This window comes from Pseudomonas sp. GD03903 (assembly GCF_029840045.1).
In the GTDB taxonomy this organism is placed as follows: domain Bacteria; phylum Pseudomonadota; class Gammaproteobacteria; order Pseudomonadales; family Pseudomonadaceae; genus Pseudomonas; species Pseudomonas pseudonitroreducens.
Genome location: NZ_JAOCBT010000032.1, coordinates 17,907 through 39,115 on the forward strand (window position 1 = coordinate 17,907; position 21,209 = coordinate 39,115).

At 66.2% G+C, this 21,209-nt stretch carries 17 protein-coding genes; 4 read left to right on the forward strand and 13 right to left on the reverse strand.

Annotated elements, in window-relative coordinates; translation table 11 throughout:
* Positions 1–69 precede the first annotated feature (69 nt).
* The 10 genes from N5C91_RS29885 to N5C91_RS29930 all read right to left on the reverse strand — a co-directional run bounded on the left by N5C91_RS29885 (position 70) and on the right by N5C91_RS29930 (position 12,688).
* Positions 70–786 (reverse strand): TetR family transcriptional regulator, encoded by a 717-nt coding sequence (locus N5C91_RS29885; RefSeq protein ID WP_236173161.1) that lies wholly within the window; start codon positions 784–786, stop codon positions 70–72.
* 673 nt (positions 787–1,459) lie between these two features.
* Positions 1,460–2,965, reverse strand: a complete 1,506-nt coding sequence (gene lysS, locus N5C91_RS29890; protein WP_236198406.1) for a lysine--tRNA ligase — start codon at positions 2,963–2,965, stop codon at positions 1,460–1,462.
* A 118-nt stretch (positions 2,966–3,083) separates the two neighbouring features.
* Positions 3,084–4,179 (reverse strand): peptide chain release factor 2 gene (gene prfB / locus N5C91_RS29895; RefSeq protein WP_236173163.1). Its coding sequence is split into 2 segments (ribosomal slippage): positions 3,084–4,106 and positions 4,108–4,179, totalling 1,095 coding nucleotides; the frame shifts between segments, so codons are not numbered across the junction.
* Positions 4,180–4,298: 119 nt separating this feature from the next.
* Complete coding sequence (locus tag N5C91_RS29900) at positions 4,299–5,309, reverse strand: PleD family two-component system response regulator (RefSeq protein ID WP_236173164.1); 1,011 nt, start codon at positions 5,307–5,309, stop codon at positions 4,299–4,301.
* A gap of 24 nt (positions 5,310–5,333) precedes the next feature.
* The gene (locus N5C91_RS29905; RefSeq protein ID WP_236173165.1) at positions 5,334–6,341 is read right to left on the reverse strand and encodes a chemotaxis response regulator protein-glutamate methylesterase; all 1,008 of its coding nucleotides are present in this window, start codon (positions 6,339–6,341) and stop codon (positions 5,334–5,336) included.
* Positions 6,338–8,668, reverse strand: a complete 2,331-nt coding sequence (locus N5C91_RS29910; protein ID WP_279834010.1) for a hybrid sensor histidine kinase/response regulator — start codon at positions 8,666–8,668, stop codon at positions 6,338–6,340. The genes N5C91_RS29905 and N5C91_RS29910 overlap by 4 nt, the downstream gene beginning before the upstream one ends.
* Complete coding sequence (locus N5C91_RS29915) at positions 8,665–9,363, reverse strand: chemotaxis protein CheW (RefSeq protein WP_236198403.1); 699 nt, start codon at positions 9,361–9,363, stop codon at positions 8,665–8,667. Before N5C91_RS29915 ends, N5C91_RS29910 begins: the two co-directional genes overlap by 4 nt.
* Entirely contained in the window at positions 9,356–10,591 is a 1,236-nt protein-coding gene (locus N5C91_RS29920; protein ID WP_279834011.1) for a CheR family methyltransferase, read from the reverse strand. The genes N5C91_RS29915 and N5C91_RS29920 overlap by 8 nt, the downstream gene beginning before the upstream one ends.
* Entirely contained in the window at positions 10,588–11,094 is a 507-nt protein-coding gene (locus tag N5C91_RS29925) for a chemotaxis protein CheW (protein ID WP_279834012.1), read from the reverse strand. The genes N5C91_RS29920 and N5C91_RS29925 overlap by 4 nt, the downstream gene beginning before the upstream one ends.
* Positions 11,069–12,688 carry a methyl-accepting chemotaxis protein gene (locus N5C91_RS29930; protein ID WP_236198400.1) on the reverse strand — a complete coding sequence of 540 codons (1,620 nt, stop codon included), beginning with the start codon at positions 12,686–12,688 and terminating at the stop codon, positions 11,069–11,071. Before N5C91_RS29930 ends, N5C91_RS29925 begins: the two co-directional genes overlap by 26 nt.
* A 205-nt stretch (positions 12,689–12,893) precedes the next feature.
* On the opposite strand from N5C91_RS29930, the gene N5C91_RS29935 reads away from it, so the two are divergent.
* The 3 genes from N5C91_RS29935 (at position 12,894) to N5C91_RS29945 (ending at position 15,615) form a co-directional block, all read left to right on the forward strand.
* Positions 12,894–13,331, forward strand: coding sequence for a YqaA family protein (locus N5C91_RS29935; RefSeq protein WP_236173171.1), 438 nt, complete (start codon positions 12,894–12,896; stop codon positions 13,329–13,331).
* A gap of 154 nt (positions 13,332–13,485) precedes the next feature.
* Complete coding sequence (locus tag N5C91_RS29940; protein ID WP_279834013.1) at positions 13,486–15,108, forward strand: methyl-accepting chemotaxis protein; 1,623 nt, start codon at positions 13,486–13,488, stop codon at positions 15,106–15,108.
* 117 nt (positions 15,109–15,225) lie between these two features.
* Positions 15,226–15,615 carry a hypothetical protein gene (locus tag N5C91_RS29945; protein WP_279834015.1) on the forward strand — a complete coding sequence of 130 codons (390 nt, stop codon included), beginning with the start codon at positions 15,226–15,228 and terminating at the stop codon, positions 15,613–15,615.
* A 146-nt stretch (positions 15,616–15,761) separates the two neighbouring features.
* Here N5C91_RS29945 and N5C91_RS29950 read toward each other — a convergent pair whose 3' ends face one another.
* The 3 genes from N5C91_RS29950 to N5C91_RS29960 form a co-directional block, all read right to left on the reverse strand.
* On the reverse strand, positions 15,762–16,046 hold the full coding sequence (locus N5C91_RS29950) for a hypothetical protein (RefSeq protein WP_279834016.1): 285 nt from the start codon (positions 16,044–16,046) through the stop codon (positions 15,762–15,764).
* A 133-nt stretch (positions 16,047–16,179) separates the two neighbouring features.
* Positions 16,180–17,802 carry an MFS transporter gene (locus N5C91_RS29955; protein WP_279834018.1) on the reverse strand — a complete coding sequence of 541 codons (1,623 nt, stop codon included), beginning with the start codon at positions 17,800–17,802 and terminating at the stop codon, positions 16,180–16,182.
* 410 nt (positions 17,803–18,212) lie between these two features.
* Complete coding sequence (locus tag N5C91_RS29960) at positions 18,213–19,877, reverse strand: GMC family oxidoreductase N-terminal domain-containing protein (RefSeq protein WP_279834020.1); 1,665 nt, start codon at positions 19,875–19,877, stop codon at positions 18,213–18,215.
* A 138-nt stretch (positions 19,878–20,015) separates the two neighbouring features.
* Here N5C91_RS29960 and N5C91_RS29965 point away from each other — a divergent pair, with 138 nt between their 5' ends.
* A complete protein-coding gene (locus N5C91_RS29965; RefSeq protein WP_279834022.1) occupies positions 20,016–20,921 on the forward strand; it encodes a LysR family transcriptional regulator in 906 nt (301 codons plus the stop codon).
* Positions 20,922–21,209 lie beyond the last annotated feature (288 nt).

Below are 21,209 nucleotides of genomic sequence, written 5' to 3' on the forward strand. Positions count from 1 at the left end.
CGTCAAGGCATCCGGAGTTCCGACACGAAAACCCCGCCGGATGGCGGGGTTGCAATGCAGCAGCTGGAGCTACAGGCCCATCACCAGGTCGAGATAGCGGCTAAGGATGGCACGCATTTCCTCGGTCTGCAGGTGGTCGGCCCCGTCCAGCAGGCCCTGATACTCCATCTGCAGGATGATGGCCGTCAACACCCGGGCATCCTGCTCGGGCTGTCTGGAACCGAGCACTTCGAAGAAATGCACCACGCCCAGGGACAGAATCCGCCGGTGACGCTGCGCCAGATCGCTGAGGCTGGGGTTGAGCAGCGCCTCCTGGCGGAAGGCCTGTTCGGCGAGCAGATGCTCGCGGCGCTCGTTGAGCTGGACCATGACGTACTGGATCGCCAGCTCGACGATATTCGCCGTCAGCTCGCGGCGCGCCTGCGGGTCGTCCTGGGCGAGGCCGGCGGCCATGGCCTGGAGGTCACCCTCGACGCTGCCCCAGAAGGTCGACAGGGCTTCGGCGCTGCGCTCGACGAAGAGCGCGAAGGTATCGGTGATGAGGTCCTGGATGTCCTTGAAGTAGTAGGTGGTGGCGGACAGTGGCACCCCAGCCTCGGCGGCCACGGCGCGGTGACGCACGGCACGCACGCCATCGCGAACGATGATTCGCAGCGCGGCGTCGAGGATCGCCTGGCGGCGCTGTTCGCTGCCCTGGCGGCTGGCCTTGCGGCCCTGGTATTTGACACTTTCGGCGATGGCGCTGGCGACTTGCGCGGCGCTGTCTCGCGGGGACACTTGGGTCACGGGCATTACCTCCGGCGGCGCGGCCTGATGGCACATTGTTCGAGCTTTTCGGTGGGAAAACAATTGCCGCTGTGCGGCTGCGGCATCGGCGTGCGATGCGAGCCACGAGGCGGGGCAGGCGGCAGGGAATCAGGCCTGGGTGTATGACGTGCTACATAACGGCCAAGCCACCGTTCCGGCATGCATTTCGTCGGATTACATACCGCCAGAGTCCCCGACATCTGCAGGAGCGAGCTTGCTCGCAAACGGCCGCATGGTGCGCTCCTGGAAGACTTCCGCGCTCCGGAACATCTGTCGCGTCGGGATCGGCGCCCGGGCTTCCCCCTCACCCCAGCCCTCTCCCTCAGGGAGAGGGAGCAGATAGTGCTGGCGGATACCTAGGCCCATCCTGCACCAAACGGCCCCTTTCCTTCAGGGAGAGGGAGCGGATAGTGCAGGCGGATATCAAGGCTCCCTCCTGCTCCGAACGGCTCCCTCTCCCCTGGGAGAGGGCTGGGGTGAGGGGCGGACCGAGCGCGGAATCATCGGTTCCAAGCGCACCTTGGCCCTGTCCGGCCGAATAGGGGCGGACTCCGTCCACGAGCGCCGTCGCACCCAGGAGTCGCCCCGGCGGGTCCAGCACGCGGAAACGAAAAAGGCCGCCCGAGGGCGGCCTTTCTCACTGTTCCGGCACTTACGCCTGCGGGCGCATGTGCGGGAAGAGGATGACGTCGCGGATCGACGGCGAGTTGGTCAGCAGCATCACCAGGCGGTCGATACCGATGCCTTCGCCGGCGGTGGGCGGCATGCCGTATTCCAGCGCGTTGACGAAGTCGGCGTCGTAGTGCATCGCCTCGTCGTCACCGGCGTCCTTCTCCTTGACCTGCAGCATGAAGCGCTCGGCCTGGTCTTCGGCGTCGTTGAGCTCGGAGTAGGCGTTGGCGATCTCGCGGCCACCGATGAACAGCTCGAAGCGGTCGGTGACGCTCGGGTCGTTGTCGTTGCGGCGGGCCAGCGGGGACACTTCGAACGGGTACTGGGTGATGAAGTGCGGCTGCTCCAGCTTGTGCTCGACCAGCTCTTCGAAAATCATCACCTGCAGCTTGCCCAGGCCTTCGTGGCCGAGGACCTTGGCGCCGGCCTTCTTGGCGATGGCACGGGCCTTCTCGAGGTCGGTCAGGTCAGCCGCGGTCAGTTCCGGGTTGTACTTGAGGATGGCATCGAACACGGACAGGCGGGCGAACGGCTCGCCGAAGTGGAAGACCTTGTCGCCGTAGGGCACGTCGGTGCTGCCGAGCACAGCCTGGGCCAGCTCGCGGAACAGCTCTTCGGTCAGGTCCATGTTGTCTTCGTAGTCGGCGTAGGCCTGGTAGAACTCGAGCATGGTGAACTCGGGGTTGTGCCGGGTCGAGACGCCTTCGTTACGGAAGTTGCGGTTGATCTCGAAGACCTTCTCGAAGCCACCGACCACCAGGCGCTTGAGGTACAGCTCCGGGGCGATACGCAGGAACATGGCCATGTCGAGCGCGTTGTGGTGGGTTTCGAAGGGCTTGGCCGCCGCGCCGCCGGGAATGGTCTGCAGCATCGGGGTTTCCACTTCGAGGAAGCCGCGATCGGAGAGGAAGCGACGGATGTGGGCGATGACCTGGGAACGCACGCGGAAGGTGTGGCGGGTTTCCTCGTTGACGATCAGGTCGACGTAGCGCTGGCGGTAGCGCTGCTCGGTGTCGGTCAGGCCGTGGTGCTTGTCCGGCAGCGGGCGCAGCGACTTGGTCAGCAGGCGCACGCTGGTCATCTCGACGTACAGGTCGCCCTTGCCGGAACGGGCCAGGGTGCCTTCGGCACCGATGATGTCGCCCAGGTCCCAGGTCTTGATCTCGGCCAGGGTCTCTTCCGGCAGGGTCTTGCGGTTCACATAGGCCTGCAGGCGGCCGCTGCTGTCCTGCAGGACGATGAACGAGCCACGGTTGAGCATGATGCGACCGGCGACCTTGACCGGGATGGCGGCTGCTTCCAGCTCTTCCTTGGTCTTGTCGGCGTACTGTTTCTGCAGGTCCGCGAAGTAGTTTTCACGGCGGAAGTCGTTGGGGAAGGCAATGGCCTTGGCTTCACGCACGGCGGCAAGCTTTTCCTTGCGCTGGGCGATCAGCTTGTTTTCTTCCTGTTGCAGTTCGTGCTGGTCGAGTTGTTGGTCGCTCATGGTCGTCTATCTGCCTGGCGTCTAAATCAAATTGGGGGGATACGTGTAGGAGCGAACTTGCTCGCGAAGCTCCTGGACGGGTTCGCGAGCAAGCTCGCTCCTGCAATGGGGCTCTGCGTCAGAGCCCTTGTTTGAGGCTGGCCTCGAGATACTCGTTGAGATCGCCGTCGAGCACCTTGTCGCAATCACTGCGTTCCACGCCGGTACGCAGGTCCTTGATGCGCGACTGGTCGAGCACGTAGGAACGGATCTGGTGACCCCAGCCGATATCCGACTTGGTCTCCTCCAGCGCCTGCGAGGCGGCGTTGCGCTTCTGCATCTCCTGCTCGTACAACCGGGCCCGCAGCATCTTCATGGCGGTGTCCTTGTTGGCGTGCTGGGAGCGTTCGTTCTGGCACGCCACCACGGTGTTGGTCGGCACGTGGGTGATACGCACCGCGGAATCGGTGGTGTTCACGTGCTGACCGCCCGCGCCGGAGGAGCGGTAGGTGTCGATGCGCAGATCGGCCGGGTTGATCTCGATCTCGATGTTGTCGTCGATTTCCGGCGACACGAACACCGCGGTGAACGAGGTGTGGCGACGGTTGCCGGAGTCGAACGGGCTCTTGCGCACCAGACGGTGCACGCCGATCTCGGTGCGCAGCCAGCCGAAGGCGTACTCGCCCTTGATGTGCACGGTGGCGCCCTTGATGCCGGCGACTTCGCCCTCGGACAACTCGACGATCTCGGCATCGAAGCCGTTCTTGTCGGCCCAGCGCAGGTACATGCGCAGCAGCATGTTGGCCCAGTCCTGGGCCTCGGTGCCGCCGGAGCCGGCCTGGATGTCCAGGTAGGCGTTGTTGGGGTCCATCTCGCCGCTGAACATGCGGCGGAACTCGAGCTTCTCGAGGATTTCGCGCAGGCGCTGGACTTCCGCCTCGACGTCGCCAACGGCGCCTTCGTCGTTCTCCTCGACCGCCATGTCGAGCAGGTCGCGGGAGTCGGCCAGGCCGCTGGTGAGTTCGTCGAGGGTCTCGACGATCTGCGCCAGCATGGCGCGCTCGCGGCCCAGGTTCTGGGCGTATTCGGGTTTGTTCCAGACCGCCGGGTCTTCCAGCTCGCGGTTTACTTCGATCAGACGATCATGTTTCAGATCGTAGTCAAAGATACCCCCGAATCGACTGGGTACGGTCGGAGAGGTCCTTGATGCTGTTGAGGATCGGTTGGATTTCCATGGCGGGCATCTCTCACGGGTAAAGGGCGTAGAAAAGCCGGCAAGTATACGTGAATTTTCGTCGCCTTTTCAGGCTTTGCGACAAAGCACGCCCACCGTTTCCGCGCCCTCCCTGCCCGTTCAGCCGGCGATGGCCACCTGGTTGCGACCGCCGTGCTTGGCGTTGTAGAGCGCCTGGTCGGCCAGTTCGATGAGCTGGCGGCAAGCCTGCCCGGCCTGGGGAATCAGGGTCGCCACGCCGATGCTGATGGTCAGCGACGAACCCGGGGTCGGCAGTTCGTGGCGGATGTTCAGGTCCTGCACCAGGCGCCGCAGCTTCTCCGCCAGCAGGCGCGCGCCACCAGGCGAGGTATTCGGCAGGACCATGACGAACTCTTCGCCGCCGTAGCGCGCCGGCAGGTCCGAGGGGCGGCTGGCGCTGGCACGGATTGCCCCGGCCACCTGGCGCAGCGCCTCGTCGCCCTGCACATGGCCGAAGGTGTCGTTGTAGGCCTTGAAGTGGTCCACATCGATCAACAGGATCGACAGCTGGGTCTGCTCGCGCAGGCCACGACGCCACTCCATTTCCAGGTATTCGTCGAAGTGCCGGCGGTTGGACAGCCCGGTGAGGCCGTCGGAGTTCATCAGCCGCTGCAGCACCAGGTTGGTTTCCAGCAACTGCTGCTGGCTCTCGCGCAGGGCGCGGTAGGCCTCGTCGCGCTGCAGCAGGGCGAGGTAGGAGCGCGAGTGATAGCGGACCCGGGCGATCAGTTCGATGGCGTCCGGCAGCTTGACCAGGTAGTCGTTGGCGCCGGCGCTGAACGCCGCGCTCTTCACCGCCGGGTCTTCCTTGGTCGACAGGACGATGATCGGCAGGTCGCGGGTCGCCGGGTTGGCGCGGTATTCGCGCACCAGCGAGAGACCGTCGGCGCCAGGCATCACCAGGTCCTGGAGAATCACCGTGGGCTTGATCTGGATGGCCAGGGCGATGGCCTGGTGCGGATCGGAGCAGAAGTGGAAGTCGATACTGGGGTCGTCCGCCAGCGCGCGGCGCACGGCTTCGCCGATCATCGGCTGGTCGTCGACCAGCAGCACCATCACAGCGGAATCGCCTGGGGTGTTCACGGGGTAGTCACTCGTCAAAGGGTTCATCTGATGGGGCTCCGTAGCCTGCACTCAGGCGCAGACTTCAGCGAGTCTTCGGGCGATGTCGCCCAGCGCACGAATCTCCACGGCGGCACCGATCGCCGCCGCGGCCTTGGGCATACCGTACACGGCGCTGCTGGCCTGGTCCTGGGCCAGCGTCAAAAAGCCACGTTCGCGCATGCGTTTCAATCCTTCGGCGCCGTCCCGGCCCATGCCGGTGAGCAGCACGCCAACGGCATCGCCAGACCAGTACTCCACCACGCTGTCGAAAAATACGTCGATCGATGGTCGATAGATGTGCCCGCTGGGCTCGGCGGTGTAGGCCAGCTCGCCGCCCTTGAGCAGACGGATATGGTGGTTGGTGCCGGCCAGCAGCACGCAGCCGGGCTGCGGCGGCTCGCCATTGCGCGCCAGGCGCACGGGAATCTTCGATTGGGTCGAGAGCCACTCGGCCATGCCGGCGGCGAACACCTCGTCGACGTGCTGGACGACCACGATGGCCGCCGGGAAATCCGCTGGCAGCCGCGCGAACAGGTCCGCGAGCGCCGCCGGGCCGCCCGCCGAAGAGCCAATGGCGATCAGCTTGCGCGCACCGCCCCCGCGCCGCACCGGGGCAACGCTGGCGTTGGGGCGGGTATCACGCGGGGCGGTCAGCCAGGCCAGGTTCTGCAACTTGCGCAGCAGCGGCCGGGCCGCCTCCGCGGGGTCGCCGACACCGATGGTCGGGGTGTTCACCGCGTCTACCGCGCCATTGCCCATGGCGTCGAATACGCGGCTCATGTTCTGTTCCAGGTCGACCGTGACGACGATGATCGCGCAGGGACTCTGGGCCATGATCCGGCGGGTGGCCTCGACGCCATCCATCACCGGCATCAGCAGGTCCATGAGGATCACGTCGGGCTTGTGCGCGGCGCACATCTCCAGCGCTTCGGCGCCATTGGCGGCGACCCAGACAATGCGGTGCGCCGGCTCATAGGCCAGCGCGCGGCGCATCGCTTCCACCGCCAGGGGCATATCGTTGACTATCCCTATCTTCACCCGTGGGCTCCTCCGATCAGGTCGACCACCGCATCCAGCAGGGCCTCGTCGTGGAAGCTGGCCTTGGCCAGATAATAGTCGGCGCCGGCATCCAGGCCGCGCCGACGGTCTTCTTCGCGATCCTTGTAGGACACCACCATCACCGGCAGCGACTGCAGGCGGGTGTCGCGGCGGATCAGGGTGACCAGTTCGATGCCGTCCATGCGCGGCATGTCGATATCGGTGATGACCAGGTCGAAGTGCTCCGAACGCAGGGCGTTCCAGCCATCCATGCCATCCACCGCCACGGCGACATCATAGCCGCGGCCCAGCAGCAGCTTGCGCTCCAGCTCGCGCACGGTCAGCGAGTCGTCCACCACCAGCACGCGCTTGCGCGCCGGGCCGGTGAGGCGGCCGGTGGGATCGATGCGCTCCAGGCGGCCGGTGGCGAGCAGTTTTTCCACCGACCGCAGCATGTCCTCGACGTCGAGGATCAGCACCGGGGTGCCGTCATCCAGCAGCGCGCCGGCGGAAACGTCCTGCACCTTGCCCAGCCGGGCGTCCAGCGGCACCACCACCAGGGTGCGCTCGCCGATGAATCGCTCCACCGCCACGCCGTAGGCGCTTTCCCGCTCGCGGATCACCACCACCGGAATCTCGTCGGACGTGGCCTCGCCGTCGGGTCGCTGCAACAACTGGCTGGCCGAGACCAGGCCGACATGGCGCCCCTCGTGCCAGAACTGCTGGCGGCCTTCGAGCTGGACGATCTCGTCCGGCGCCAGGCGGCGCATGCGTTCGATGTGCGCCAGCGGAAAGGCGTACGCCTCGCCGCCAATGCTGACGACCAGGCTGCGTACCACCGACAGCGTCAGCGGCACTTCCAGGTGGAAGCGCGCGCCCTGCCCGCGTACCTGTTCCATGCGGATGCCGCCACGCAGTTGGCGCACCATGTGCTGCACGGCGTCCAGGCCGACGCCGCGACCGGACACTTCGGTAACCTGCTCGCGCATGCTGAAGCCAGGCAGGAACAGGAAGCTCAGCAGCTCTTCCTCGGTGAGACGCGCCACGGTCTCCTCGCTGGACAACTGGCGACGCACGATGGCCGAGCGCAGACGATCCAGGTCGACCCCGCCGCCGTCATCCTGCAGCTCCAGCACCAGCATGCCGGCGTGATGGCGGGCCAGCAGCTGGATGCTGCCCTCTTCCGGCTTGCCGTTGCGGGCGCGCACTTCAGCGGCTTCGATACCGTGGTCGACGGCGTTGCGCAGCAGGTGGGTGAGCGGCGCCTCGAGCTTCTCCAGCACATCGCGGTCGACCTGGGTGGCGGCGCCCTGCACCTCCAGGCGCACGGCCTTGCCCAGCGAGCGACCCAGGTCGCGGACCATCCGCGCCTGCCCGGACAAGACGTCGGAGAAGGGCCGCATGCGACAGGACAACGCGGTGTCGTAGAGCGACTGCGCGCGCTGCCCGGCCTTGAAGCTGAACTCGTCCAGCTCGGCGATCTGCTCGCTGAGCAGTTGCTGGCATTCGCCGACCAGACGGCGGGCGTCCGCCAGATAGGCCTGCGCCTCCACATCGAGATTGGCCGTGCTGGCGGCGTCACGAGCGCCATCGAGCACACGACTGGCGCTGGCCTGGATACGTTTGAGGCGCTGCAACGAATCGAGCAGCGGCTTCAGGCGCTGGGACTCCACCAGCGATTTGCTGGAGTAGTCGAGCAGTTGATTCAGACGCTCGGCGGTCACCCGCAGGACGCGCTCGCCCGCTTCATCACTGTCGCCGGAGCGGCGACGTGGAGCGCGCTCGGCAGCGGCGGCCGGCGCTGGCGCAGCTGCAGGAGTCGCAGCGGGTTGCGCGACAGCTGTCGGCGCTGGCTCGGCGAGCGGCCCGGCAGGCGACTCGGCAGGCGACTCGGCGGACGGCGCGGACGGCGCAGGTTGGCTGGACGCCTTGGCAGACACCAGCGCCTGCAGGCGCTCGACCATGGCCGGCACGCCCTGCTGGGCCTGTTCGGCGCGCTCGGGCTGGGCATCGGCAATGTGCAGCAGGATATCGGTGCCGGCCAGCAGCGCGTCGATATGCCCGGAGGTCAGCAGCAGCCGCCCCTCCTGGGCGCCGACCAGGCAGTCCTCCATCACGTGGGCGACCTGCACGCCGGCATCCAGCCCGACGATGCGCGCCGCGCCCTTGAGCGAGTGCGCCGCGCGCATGCAGGCTTCCAGCTGGTCGGCCTGGGTCGGGTTGCGCTCCAGCGCCATCAGGCCCTGCACCAGCACCTGCGTCTGGGCCTCCGCCTCCAGGCGGAACAACTCCAGCATCGACGCGTCCTTCATCTGGTCCGGGGTCATGCGAGGCTCCGGGTGGCGGCATCGAGCAGGGCTTCCTGGTCGAGCAGGCGGATACTGCGCTGGCGCCACTGCATCACTCCGCGGGTGAAGCGGTCGTTGGCGGCGTGGCTCTGCGACGTGGCTTCGACGATGGCCTTCTCATCCAGTTCATGGATGCCGTCCACCTCATCCACCGGCGAGATGATCGGCCCGCCAACCGCCGCCAGAATCAGCATGCGCGGCACGATACGGGCGCCTTCGCGGGCAGCCGCGCGGCTGTCCAGGCCCAGCAGTTCGCCGAGGGAGATGCAGGCCACCAGGGTGCCACGAACGTTGGCCACGCCCAGCAGCGCCGGCGAGCGCTGGTGCGGCAGCGAATGCACGACACAGGCGGGTGCCACCTCGGCCAGCGCGCGGGTGGGCAAGCCCAGCCATTCTTCGCCCAGGCGGAAGATCAGGTGCGGGCGGCCCTCTTCGACGGCCGCTTGCGTGGTTTCCACAGGCGCCAGCTCGGCCCCGCTGCCCAGCGCGTAGCGGTCCAGCAGGCTGATGGCGGCGGCGGCATGCACCGGGCAATTGCGGCAGTGAATGTGCTCGGCCAGCTTTGCGCAGCTGCGATCACCGCGCACGCCGATGCGGTTCCAGCAGTCGTCCACTGTCGGCAGGTCATCGTCATGGGACGAGCTGTCGATGAATGAAGCATCGCGTTCAACCATTGCGCTTCACTCCTCGCGCGGCGCGCTCCTGCAGGCGCCGGGCGCCAGCCGTGTCTCCCTGTGCCGCGAGCAGCGCGGCCAGGTGTTGCAGGCTTTCCTGATGATCGGGCTGCAGGTACAGGGCCTTGCGGTAGAACGCCTGTGCCTCGCTGCCCTGGCCCTGGGCGTCGGCCAGCAGGCCGAGCCAGTAGAAGACTTCGGCGTCCGGGCCCTTATCGGCCAGCAGCGCCTCGCAGCGCTGCCGCGCTGCATCGGCCTGGCCGGAATTGGCCAGCCGGGCGATCTCCGCCAGCGCGTTGCCGGCAGGCGCGGCGACCGGCTGCTCGGGCCTGGCGCTCGGGCGCGGGCGCGGCGGCACCGGTTTTGCGGGAGCCGGGCGCAGAACCGGCGCCGGCGCGGCCCAGTTCGGCGGCGACACCTGGGGCGGCGGCTCAGCTCCCTGCAACGGGAAGGCAAAGGACTGCGGTACCCCCAGCGGGCGCAGGCCGATACGCGACATCAGGCTGGCCTCGGCCGGGCCGATGAACAGTACGCCGTCCACGCGCGCCAGGCGACGCAGCACGTCCACGACCTGCTCCTGGGTCGGGCGGTCGAAATAGATCAGCAGGTTGCGGCAGAACACGTAGTCGTAGGGCGCTTCGCCGGCCAGCAGACCCGGCGCGAGCAGGTTGCCCGCGCGGAAGCGAACCTTGCGGCGCACCGCCTCGGCCAGTTGGTAATCGTTGCCGTCGGCGCTGAAATGGCGCTCGCGGAATTCCAGGTTGGAGCCGCGGAAGGAGTTGCGCCCGTAGCGCCCCTCTTCCGCCCGCTCCAGCACCGCGCGGCTGACATCCAGCGCGTCGACCTGGAAGGCCGACGGCGCGAGGCCCGCGTCCAGCAGCGCCATGACGATCGAATAGGGTTCCTCGCCCGTGGAGCACGGCAGGCTAAGCACCCGCAGCGGCCGCGCCCCGGCCAGCTCCAGCACGCGTCGGGAGGCGAGCTGCGCCAGCGCGCCGAAGGATTCGGGGTAACGGAAGAACCAGGTCTCCGGAACTATCACCGCCTCGATCAGCGCCTGCACTTCCTCGGCCGAGCCCTGCAGGAGCATCCAGTAGTGTTCGGCGTTGCCGCCGCTGACCTTGTTGCAGCGCTGGCGTACCGCGCGCTCGATCACGGCATCGCCGACCGACTCGGCATCCAGGCCGATGCGCTCCTTGAGCAGTTGGGCGAAGCGCGGATCGCTCATGCCGGCTCTCCCTCGCCCGGCAACAGGCGCGCACGGGCTTCGGCACTGAGCAGCTGGTCGACGCCGACGAGCTGCAGCAGACCCTGCTCATCCTCCAGCACAGGGCCGAGGTAGCGGGCGCTGCCATTGTCCAGTTCATAGTCGCGGAACGCCGCCGGATCACGCCGCAGTGTGTGGGTAGCCTGTTCGAGGATCAGCCCGAGGCGCTGCTCCGGGCCCTCGTCGACGCGATAGCGCACCAGCACCAGGCGCGTACTGGTGCGGCGCGGTGCGCTGTGCCCGAAGGCCAGCTGGCTGAGGTCGAGCACCGGCAGCAGTTCGCCGCGGTGCGGGAACAGGCCGGCGACCCAGGCCGGCGCTTCCGGCACGCGCTTGAGCGCCGGCACCGGCAGCACCTCGATGACGTCATGCACGTCCAGCGCGTAGCGGTCCGCGCCCAGGCGGAATTGCAGGTACAGCCTGCCCGCCCTGGCGGCGTCAGACCTTGAAGCGGGAGACGCCATTGCGCAGTCCGTTGGCCACGAGGTTCAGCTCATCGATGGCAAAGCTGGCCTGGCGCAGGGATTCCACGGTCTGCCCGGTGGCCTCGCCGAGCTGTACCAGCGCCTGGTTGATCTGCTCGGCGCCGGTGGCCTGGGCCTGCATGCCTTCGTTGACCATCTGCACGCGCGGCGCCAGCGCCTGTACCTGCTGGATGATCTGCGAGAGCTGCTCGCCGACCTGGCCGACTTCCGAGATGCCGCGCCGCACCTCCTCGGAGAACTTGTCCATGCCCATCACGCCGGCGGAAACCGCGGACTGGATCTCGCGCACCATCTGCTCGATATCGTAGGTGGCGACGGCGGTCTGGTCGGCCAGGCGGCGCACTTCGGTGGCCACCACGGCGAAGCCACGGCCGTACTCGCCGGCTTTCTCCGCCTCGATGGCGGCGTTGAGCGAGAGCAGGTTGGTCTGGTCGGCCACCTTGACGATGGTGGTGACCACCTGGTTGATGTTGCCGGCACGCTCGTTGAGGATCGCCAGCTTGGCGTTGACCAGCTCGGCGGCGCCCATCACGTGGTGCATGGTCTCTTCCATGCGCGCCAGGCCCAGTTGGCCGGAGCCGGCCAGGGTGGATGTCTGTTCGGCGGCCGAGGACACCTCGGTCATGGTGCGCACCAGGTCACGCGAGGTGGCGGCGATTTCACGCGAGGTTGCGCCGATCTCGGTAGTGGTGGCGGCAGTCTCGGTGGCGGTGGCCTGCTGTTGCTTGGAGGTGGCGGCGATCTCCGTCACCGAGGTGGTGACCTGGATGGCCGAGCGCTGCGCCTGCGATACCAGGCCCTTGAGCTCCTCGGCCATGCCATTGAAGCCGGTCTCGATCACCGCGAACTCATCGTTGCGCTCCATTGCCAGGCGAGTGGTGAAGTCACCACTGCCCATGACCTGCAGGCCCTTGACCACCTGGCTCACCGGCTCGGTGATGGCGCGCATCAGCAACAGCCCGCAGACGGCCGCCGCGGCAATCGCCAGCAGCAGGGAAATCAGCATGATCGCCTTGGCGGTGGCGACCTCGTCGACGATATTCGACGCCGCGGCGTCGGCGATTTCCTTGTTCAGGGTAATGAGCTGTGTAAGCGTCTTGCGGCCGTCTTCCCACAGCGGTTCCAGACGCTCCAGCAGCAGCTTGCGCGCGCCTTCCCGGTCGCTGGCGGACAGCTGCAGCACCTGCGCAAGCAAGGCGTCGTACTGGCTGACCTGCTGTTTGAAGTGGCTGAGCATCTCCTTGTCGCGCGGGTCGCTCACCGTGCGCTCGTACTGGCCAAGGCGCTCGAGCAGGGTGTCGTGGTTGGCGCTGAACTCCTGACGGTGCTTTTCATCCAGCGTCTGGCCGTTGGAGAGACCGACCAGTACCTGGGTCATCAGGATGCTGTCGGTCCAGGTCGAGCGTACCTGGGTCAGGGCGTAGGTGCCGGGCATGGCATCTTCATTGACCCGCTTGGTGCTGGCTTCGACACGCAGCAGGCGGGTGTAGGAAATCACCACCATCAGCAGCATGATCGCGATGACGACGGCAAAGCTGGCCAGGATGCGTTGGCGTAGAGTCCAGTTCTTCACAGCGTTCCCCAGGAGATGTGTGGCGTGCCGACGGATGATGCATTCGGGCGCATGGTCGCGCGAATGTAAATTCCTACTAAATCCTCAGCAAGATAGGACATATAGTATCTGGAGACGTCTGAAGCTCATCCCTTTATTCCAAATTTTTAGCACGACGGTTCCTGTCATTCTGACCGCCCCCTTTTCGCCCTTTTTGTCCTGACCAATGCTCAGCCTCGCCCTGGCCGCCCACGCCGGCCTGTTCCTCTCCGCCTTCGGTGCCGCCACCCTCTTGCCGCTGCAATCGGAAGCCGTGCTGGTCGGCCTGCTGCTGGGCGGCCAGTACCCGCTGTGGTCGCTGTTGCTGGCGGCCAGCCTGGGCAACGTGCTCGGCTCGCTGGTGAACTGGCTGCTGGGCCGCGGCATCGAGCGCTGGCATGGCAGCCGCTGGTTCCCGCTGAGCGATGCGGCGCTGGAAAAAGCCCAGCGCCACTACCGGCGTTTCGGCAGCTGGTCGCTGCTGCTGAGCTGGGCACCGGTGATCGGCGACCCGCTGACGCTGATCGCCGGCGTCATGCGCGAGCCACTGTGGCGCTTCCTGTTGCTGGTCACGCTGGCCAAGGTCGGGCGCTACGCGGCGCTGGCCTGGCTGACGCTCGTCTGAATCCTGCCCTCCCCGAAAGCGGACAGGTTTTTCGTCTGCTAGTCCTGTTTTGCCACTGCTGCGAAAAAATGTCGCCCAGTAATATCATTGCGCCATCAGCGTACATGGCGGAGCCCATGGGCTCTACACACTGGATGAAGAAAGGGAATTCACGATGTTCAGAAGCATGAGTATTGGCCGCCGCGCGTCCTTGGGTTTCGCTGCCATGGGCCTGCTCCTGGTGTTTCTCGGGTTGTTCTCGCTGTACAAGCTCTCGACCTTGCGCGCCGCGTCCGAAGAGATCGACAGCAACTGGCTGCTGAGCATCAACCACATGAACCAGCTGTCGGGGGATATCGCCCGCATCCGCCTGGAATCCATGCGCCTGCTGGTCAACCAGGAGAGCGCCGCACGCCAGCGCAGCCTGGAGCTGATCGCCGAAGCACGGCAGGACAAGGACAAGGTGCTCGCCGACTACCGCCGGCTGATTCTCAGCGCCGAGGAGCAGCAGCGCACCGACGAACTGCGCCAGGCCCTGGACGGCTATCTCGGTTTCGTCGACCAGCTGCTGGAGAAGATTCGCCAGGACGACAACGCCGGCGCGCTGCAGATTCTCAACGGCAACATCACCCAGCAGGGCGCGGAACTGAACAAGCGCCTCACCGCCCTGATCGACCTCAACCGCAACGGTGCAGGCGCCGCCGCCGACCGCGCCGTGGAGCAATACCAGAGCGGCCGGCTGGTGGTCAGTGCGATCCTGCTGCTGAGCGTCGGCCTGACCCTGCTGCTGGCCTGGCAGCTCACCCGCAGCATCGTCGTACCGCTCAACCAGGCGGTGCGCGTGGCCAGGACCATCGCCAGCGGCGACCTCAGCCAGCGTTTCACGGTCGAGGGCCGCGACGAGCCGGCGCAACTGCTCAACGCCCTGGCGGACATGCAGAACAGCCTGCGCGAGACCATCCGCGGCATCGGCAATTCGGCCAGCCAGCTGGCGTCCGCCGCCGAGGAAATGCACAGCGTGATGGAGGAAAGCAGCCGCGCACTGCAACAGCAGAGCGACCAGATCGAAATGGCCGCCACCGCGGTCAACCAGATGACCAGCGCCGTGGAGGAAGTCGCCAGTAACGCCGCCTCCACCTCCGCCGCCTCCCGCGAGGCCATCGACGCCGCGCGCAGTGGCAGCGAGCGGGTGGACGAGACCTCCAGCGCCATCGGCACCCTGGCCGGCGAAGTGGGCCAGGCCTCGCACCTCGCCGAAGCCCTGGCGAACCAGGCACAGGACATCGGCAAGGTGCTGGAAGTGATCCGCAGCGTCGCCGAGCAGACCAACCTGCTGGCACTCAACGCCGCCATCGAAGCCGCCCGTGCCGGCGAGGCCGGGCGCGGCTTTGCGGTGGTCGCCGACGAGGTGCGCTCGCTGGCCCAGCGCACGCAGAGCTCGACCCGCGAGATCGAGGAACTGGTCTCGGCCATCCAGAACGGCAGCGACCGTACCGTCGCTGCCCTGCTCAGTAGCACCGCCCATGCCGAACGTACCGTCAGCCGCACCGGCGAGGCCGGCGCTTCACTGCAGGTGATCCTGGAACGCATGTCGCTGATCAACGAACGCAACCTGGTGATCGCCAGCGCCACCGAGGAACAGGCCCAGGTCGCCCGCGAGGTGGACCGCAATCTGTTGAACATTCGCGACCTGGCGACCCAGACCTCGGCCGGCGCCACGCAGACCAGTGCGGCGAGCCAGGAGCTGTCGCGCCTGGCCGTGGACCTGAACGGCATGGTGGCGCGCTTCGTGGTCTGACGACTGCGGCCTACTGCCGTTTCGTCAGCATTGCAGCGAAACGGCAGCGGCCGGCAGGGAATTATTCCGGCCTTTTCCTATCCAATGGCCATCATGGAACGCCACAAGGGTGGATAGATGAAACTGTTGAAATTGTCGGCCGTGCTGGCCGCCGCCGCGCTGCTGAGCGCCTGCGGGGGCAACGAGGCCAAGGTCTGCGGGTCGGACGATGTGAAGAACCAGTTGGTGAAGATCTTCCTCTCCGGCGCGCTTTCCGCTCAGTCCGACGCGCTGAGCAAGGCCGAACTGAAGGACGTGGCGATCATCGACAAGGACCCGGACAGCGGCGTGCTGGAGTGCGTCGGCACCCTGACCGTACCGGTGGTCGGCCAGGTGGCTTCGGGCACACTGAAGTACCAGATAGCCCCGGCAGCCAAGTCCGAGCACGATTACCTGTTGTTGCTGGCCGATGGGCCGTTGGCCAATGCCTTCGCCAAGCGCATCGAGGGGATGGTCCCGCAGCAGTGAGGTTATCCACAGGCAATAAAAAACCGGCCCAGGTGGCCGGTTTTTTATTGGGCGGGCATTTTGTAGGAGCGCTGCCTCTGGGGTTCCCGTTGGGAATGGATTCCGCCAGGAGGATTTCGCGGTGGCCTACTGCAGGGACTTTCCGCTCAGAAGCCTTCCAGATCGATCAGCTCGCCCTCGAAGCGCAGCCAGCCGCCCTCTTCATTTGCCTCGCCGCCCTGGATCTCGCCGTAATAGGACAACCCGTTATCCAGCGTCACGCAGACATGCGTCGGCTCTTCCGGGGCATCCAGCTGGCCGTTGAAACGCACCTCGATCACACCCTCTTCCGGCGCGCTGAGGCTGATGGTGACGCGGGCGTTATCCACTGCTTCGGCTTCGCGGCCCCAGTGCTCGGCGCTGACGGTAACGGTGGCGATCTCTTGACTCATGCTCGAACTCCAATACGAATGGCCCGCTGCGCAGGCCAAGTCGGCATAGGGTAAGCGACAGCGTGGCGCGGCGATACCTCCGCACAACGAACAAGGCCCGCAGTGCGCGGGCCTTGTCCGGTTCAATCGCCGGTCAGTCGGCGTGAATATCGTTGTCCTTGGTCTCCTTGAGGAACAGCAGCGAGCAGACCAGGCTCATCGCCGTGATCAGCACCGGGTACCACAGCCCGTAGAAGATGTTGCCGGTGTACACCACCAGCGCGAACGAGATGGTCGGCAGCAGCCCGCCGAACCAGCCGTTGCCGATGTGGTACGGCAGCGACAGCGAGGTGTAGCGGATGCGCGTCGGGAACAGCTCGACCATCAGCGCCGCCAGCGGGCCGTAGCAGCAGGTGGCGATGAAGATCAGCGCGACGATGATCGCCACCACCATCGGCCGGTTCACCAGCGAGGAGTCGGCCACGGTCGGGTAGCCGGCGTCCTTCACCGCAGCGCCCAGCGCGGCGGCGTCGAAGCCCTCGATGCGCTTCTCGCCCACGGTCACCACCAGCTCGCTGCCCACGGGGGCGGCCACTGTGCTGTAGGGCACGCCACCTTTCACCAGCAGGGTCTTGGCCTTGTCGCAGGCGCTGTCGAATTTGGCCTTGCCCACCGGGTCGAACTGGAAGGTGCAGGTGGCCGGGTCCGCCATCACGGTGACCGGCGCCTGCCGCGAGGCCGCGTCGATCTGCGGGTTGGCATAGTGGGTCAGCGCCTTGAACAGCGGGAAGTAGAGCACCGTGGCCAGCAGCAACCCGGTGATCAGCACCGGCTTGCGCCCGACCTTGTCCGACAGCCAGCCCATCAGCACGAACAGCGGCGCGCCGATCACCAGGGAGATGATCAGCAGCCCGTTGGACAGCGCCGGGTCCACCTTGAGTACCTGGGTGAGGAAGAACATCACGTAGAACTGCGCGGCGTAGAAGGTCACCGCCTGCCCGGCGTTGATGCTGAACAGGGCGATCAGCACGATCTTCAGGTTGCTCCAGCGGGTGAAGGACTCCTTGAGCGGCGACTTGCTCACCTTGCCCTCGGCCTTCATCTTCAGGAACGCCGGCGACTCCTGCATGGACAGGCGAATCCAGGTGGAAATGCCCAGCAGCACGATGGAGATCAGGAACGGCAGGCGCCAGCCCCAGGTCTCGAACTCGGGCCCGGTAAGCTGGCGGCAACCCCAGATCACCACCAGCGAGAGCAGCAGGCCACCGGTCGCGGTGCACTGGATCCAGCTGGTGTAGGCACCGCGCTTGTGGTCCGGCGCGTGTTCGGCCACGTAGATCGCCGCGCCGCCGTACTCACCGCCCAGCGCCAGGCCTTGCAGCAGGCGCAGCACGATGAGGATGACCGGCGCGGCCACGCCGATGGTGGCGTAGGCCGGTAGCAGGCCGACAGCAAAGGTCGACAGGCCCATCAGCAGGATGGTGACGAGGAAGGTGTACTTGCGCCCGATCATGTCGCCCAGGCGGCCGAACACCAATGCGCCGAACGGGCGGACCAGGAAACCGGCGGCAAACGCCAGCAGGGCGAAGATGAAGGCGGTGGTGTCATTGACCCCGGCAAAGAAGTGCTTGGCAATGATCGCCGCCAGCGAGCCGTAGAGGAAGAAGTCGTACCACTCGAATACCGTGCCGAGCGACGAGGCGAAGATCACCTTGCGCTCGTCGCGACGCGAGGTCGCGGGACGCTCATAGGAGCTGGGCTGTGCTACGTCGGTCATTACGGGCTCTCCTGCCCCTTCTGGGGGCTTTTGTTTTTGTCAGCCTCGACTGCCACGGCTTTCACACCGCGCGATAGCGTTTCTTGCAGCTCCTTGTAGGAGCGACCCTCTACATCAGTTCCGCAGGATGGCGTGGAGCGCAGCGATACCCATCGATGAGCGCGCCGCTACGGCATGGGTATCGCTGCGCTCCACCCATCCTACGAGCTTGTTTTTGTCAGCCTCGACTGCCGCGGCTTTCACACCGCGCGATAGCGTTTCTTGCAACTCCTTGTAGGAGCGACCCTCTACATCAGTTCCGCAGGATGGCGTGGAGCGAAGCGATACCCATCGATTACTGCGCAGCTTCCGCATGGGTATCGCTGCGCTCCACCCATCCTACGAGCCACGCAGCTTTCGGCCGCACACCGTCACGCCACCGGCGCTTGCTCCTGTGTGCGCCCACTGGAAGGGATGACCTCCGCGGCGCGCGCGGGTTCGCTCAAAATCATCTGCGCGGCCTTTTCGGCGATCACCAGCACCGGCGAGCAGCTATTGCCGGAGGTCAGGCTGGGCATGATCGAGGCATCGGCGATGCGCAGGCCGGGTATGCCGTGCACGCGCAACTGGCTGTCCACCACCGCGCCCTCGCCCTGGCCCATGCGGCAGGTGCCGGCCGGGTGGAAAATGGTGGTGCCGATCTCGGCGGCGGCGCGGTGCAGGTCTTCCTCGGTCTGGTAGTCCGGGCCGGGCTTGAACTCCACCGGGTTGAAGCGCGCCAGGGCCGGCGCAGCGGCGATGCGCCGGGTCAGGCGGATGGCATCTGCGGCCACGCGCAGGTCCTGCGGGTGGCTCAGGTAATTGGGCTGGATCACCGGCTTGTCGCGCGGATCGAGCGAGCGCAGCGTCACCGAGCCCCTGCTCAGCGGGCGCAGGTCGCAGACCGACGCGGTGAACGCCGGGAAGCTGTGCAGCGGCTCGCCGAAGCGCTCCAGCGACAGCGGCTGCACGTGGTATTCGAGGTTGGCTGAACGCTGGCCCGGGTCGGACCTGGCGAATGCGCCCAACTGGCTCGGCGCCATGGACAGTGGGCCACTGCGCTTGAACAGGTACTCCAGGCCCATGCCCATCTTGCCCCACAGGGTCGAGGCGATCTGGTTCAGCGAAGGTGCACCGTTCATGCGGTAGATCAGCCGCAGCTGCAGGTGATCCTGCAGGTTGCCGCCCACGCCGGACAGTTCATGGCGCACACCAATGCCGTGCTTCTCCAGCAGGCCACGCGGACCGATACCGGAGCGCTGCAGCAATACCGGCGTGTTGATCGCCCCGGCGCAGAGGATTACTTCACGCCGCGCACGCAACTCGCGCCGCGCGCCCTGCCAGTTCACCTCAAGCCCGGCGGCGCGGCCGTTCTCCAGTAGCACACGGAGGGCCTCGACATTGGTCAGTACAGTGAGATTGGCGCGATTGGCGATGGGCCGCAGGAAGGCCTTCGACGCATTCCAGCGCACGCCGGAACGCTGGTTCACCTGGAAATAACCGCAGCCTTCGTTGTCGCCGCCGTTGAAGTCCTCCACCGACGCTATCCCCGCCTGCGCTGCCGCCTCGCGGAAGGCATCGAGGATCGCCCACGACAAGCGCTGCTTCTCCACTCGCCACTCGCCGCCGCCGCCGTGCAGCGCGCTGGCACCCGCGAAGTGGTCCTCCATCTTCATGAACAAAGGCAGCAGGTCGCCCCAGCCCCAACCGGGATTGCCCTCGGCGGCCCAGCCGTCGTAATCCAGCGCCTGGCCACGCATGTAGATCATGCCGTTGATCGAGGAACAGCCGCCCAGCGTGCGTCCGCGCGGGTACTTGATGGCGCGGCCGTTCAGGCCCGGCACCTGCTCGGTGTCGAAGCACCAGTCAGTGCGCGGGTTGCCGATGCAATAGAGGTAGCCGACGGGAATGTGGATCCAGGGATAGTTGTCCGGGCCGCCGGCTTCGAGCAGCAGCACGCGGTTGGCAGGGTCGGCGGACAGGCGATTGGCCAGCAGGCAACCCGCAGGGCCCGCGCCGACGATCAGGTAGTCATAAGCATCCAGTGCCTGGGGCATGGAGAAGTACCTCGTCGTTCTTGTTCTTTTTACTCTGACGAACGAGCCTAGTCGTTCGTTCGTGATAAAAGAACAGTCGTTTCGAGTCACCTGCTGTGCGTTTTCTAACAGCGCGCCTTCTGCCAACGAGAGCCGCCCATGTTCGACTGGAATGACCTGCGCTACTTCCTCGAGCTGCATCGCAGCGGCCGCCTGCTGACCACCGCCAAGCGCCTGGGCACCACCCACGCCACGGTGGCGCGGCATATCGAAAGTATCGAACGCGACCTCGGCACCCAGCTGTTCGCCCAGCACACCGGCGGCTACCAGCTCACCCCGGCCGGCCAGGCGCTGCTCAAGCACGCCGAGGCCATGGAGAACACCGCCCTGCTCGCCCAGGAGGAAATGAGCCAGGCCATCTCGCCGCTGGGGCAGATCCGCATCGGCGTCACCGAAGGCCTGGGCACCATGTTCCTCGCCCCACGCCTGAGCGAACTGATGCAGCGCTACCCCGGCCTGGAAGTGGAGCTGGTGTCAGTGCCGCGCTTCGTCAGCATCACCAACCGCGAGGCCGACATCGCCATCACTTTGGAACGCCCCAGCGCCGACCTGCTCATCAGCCGCCTGCTCACCCGCTACCGCCTGAGCCTGTTCGCCAGCCCCGCCTACCTGAAAAACGCCCCGCCCCTGCGCGATCGCGAAGACCTCTGCAAACACCCCTGGATCGGCTACGTCGACGACCTGCTGTTCAGCCAGGAACTGCTGTTCCACCACAGCTTCTGCCGCCACCCGCAGGTGGTGTTCCGCAGCACCAGCGTGGTCGCCCAGCAACAGGCCGCCCAGGCCGGCATCGGCATCGCCATCCTCCCGCAGTACATGGGCCTGCACGACCCGCGACTGGTACCGGTGCTGCCGGAGGAGTTCATCGAACGGGAATACTGGATGTGTACCCGGCGCGAGCTGCACCGGTCGGTACGGCTACGGTTGGTATGGGATTTTCTGGTGGAAGTCTGTGGGCGGGAACAGGGAATTCTGGTGGGCGGGAAAGCCTCAGTGCCTGCGTAGGGCGTATAAAGCGGAACGCTTTATCCGCCGACCACGAGCGCGGACAGCTCCTGGCCCTGAACCGTCCGCCTAGGTTAGCCCCAGCGACAGCGACGCGCATTGAACTGCAAAGCGAAGCCGGGCAAAGGCCAAGCAATCTTGCCAATCACGTACCACTGCCAATTCAGACAGAACCGGCTCCCCGCCCCCCGTCCTCCGAAAATTTGCTCATAAGGGTTGGGATGAAGCTGGCACTCAACGCCGATTCAAAGCGAGTGGGCGTCTGAAAGGTCTGATTTAGAGCCTTCC

Bases quoted from the DNA above. Each gene is read 5' to 3' on its own strand.
- N5C91_RS29945 (WP_279834015.1), top strand. From the start codon at position 15,226: ATGAAACTGTTGAAATTGTCGGCCGTGCTGGCCGCCGCCGCGCTGCTG.
- N5C91_RS29910 (WP_279834010.1), bottom strand. From the start codon at position 8,668: ATGACCCCGGACCAGATGAAGGACGCGTCGATGCTGGAGTTGTTCCGC.
- N5C91_RS29925 (WP_279834012.1), bottom strand. From the start codon at position 11,094: ATGGCGTCTCCCGCTTCAAGGTCTGACGCCGCCAGGGCGGGCAGGCTG.
- N5C91_RS29935 (WP_236173171.1), top strand. From the start codon at position 12,894: ATGCTCAGCCTCGCCCTGGCCGCCCACGCCGGCCTGTTCCTCTCCGCC.
- N5C91_RS29955 (WP_279834018.1), bottom strand. From the start codon at position 17,802: ATGACCGACGTAGCACAGCCCAGCTCCTATGAGCGTCCCGCGACCTCG.
- N5C91_RS29940 (WP_279834013.1), top strand. From the start codon at position 13,486: ATGTTCAGAAGCATGAGTATTGGCCGCCGCGCGTCCTTGGGTTTCGCT.
- N5C91_RS29950 (WP_279834016.1), bottom strand. From the start codon at position 16,046: ATGAGTCAAGAGATCGCCACCGTTACCGTCAGCGCCGAGCACTGGGGC.
- N5C91_RS29915 (WP_236198403.1), bottom strand. From the start codon at position 9,363: ATGGTTGAACGCGATGCTTCATTCATCGACAGCTCGTCCCATGACGAT.
- N5C91_RS29960 (WP_279834020.1), bottom strand. From the start codon at position 19,877: ATGCCCCAGGCACTGGATGCTTATGACTACCTGATCGTCGGCGCGGGC.
- N5C91_RS29920 (WP_279834011.1), bottom strand. From the start codon at position 10,591: ATGAGCGATCCGCGCTTCGCCCAACTGCTCAAGGAGCGCATCGGCCTG.
- lysS (WP_236198406.1), bottom strand. From the start codon at position 2,965: ATGAGCGACCAACAACTCGACCAGCACGAACTGCAACAGGAAGAAAAC.
- N5C91_RS29965 (WP_279834022.1), top strand. From the start codon at position 20,016: ATGTTCGACTGGAATGACCTGCGCTACTTCCTCGAGCTGCATCGCAGC.
- N5C91_RS29900 (WP_236173164.1), bottom strand. From the start codon at position 5,309: ATGAACCCTTTGACGAGTGACTACCCCGTGAACACCCCAGGCGATTCC.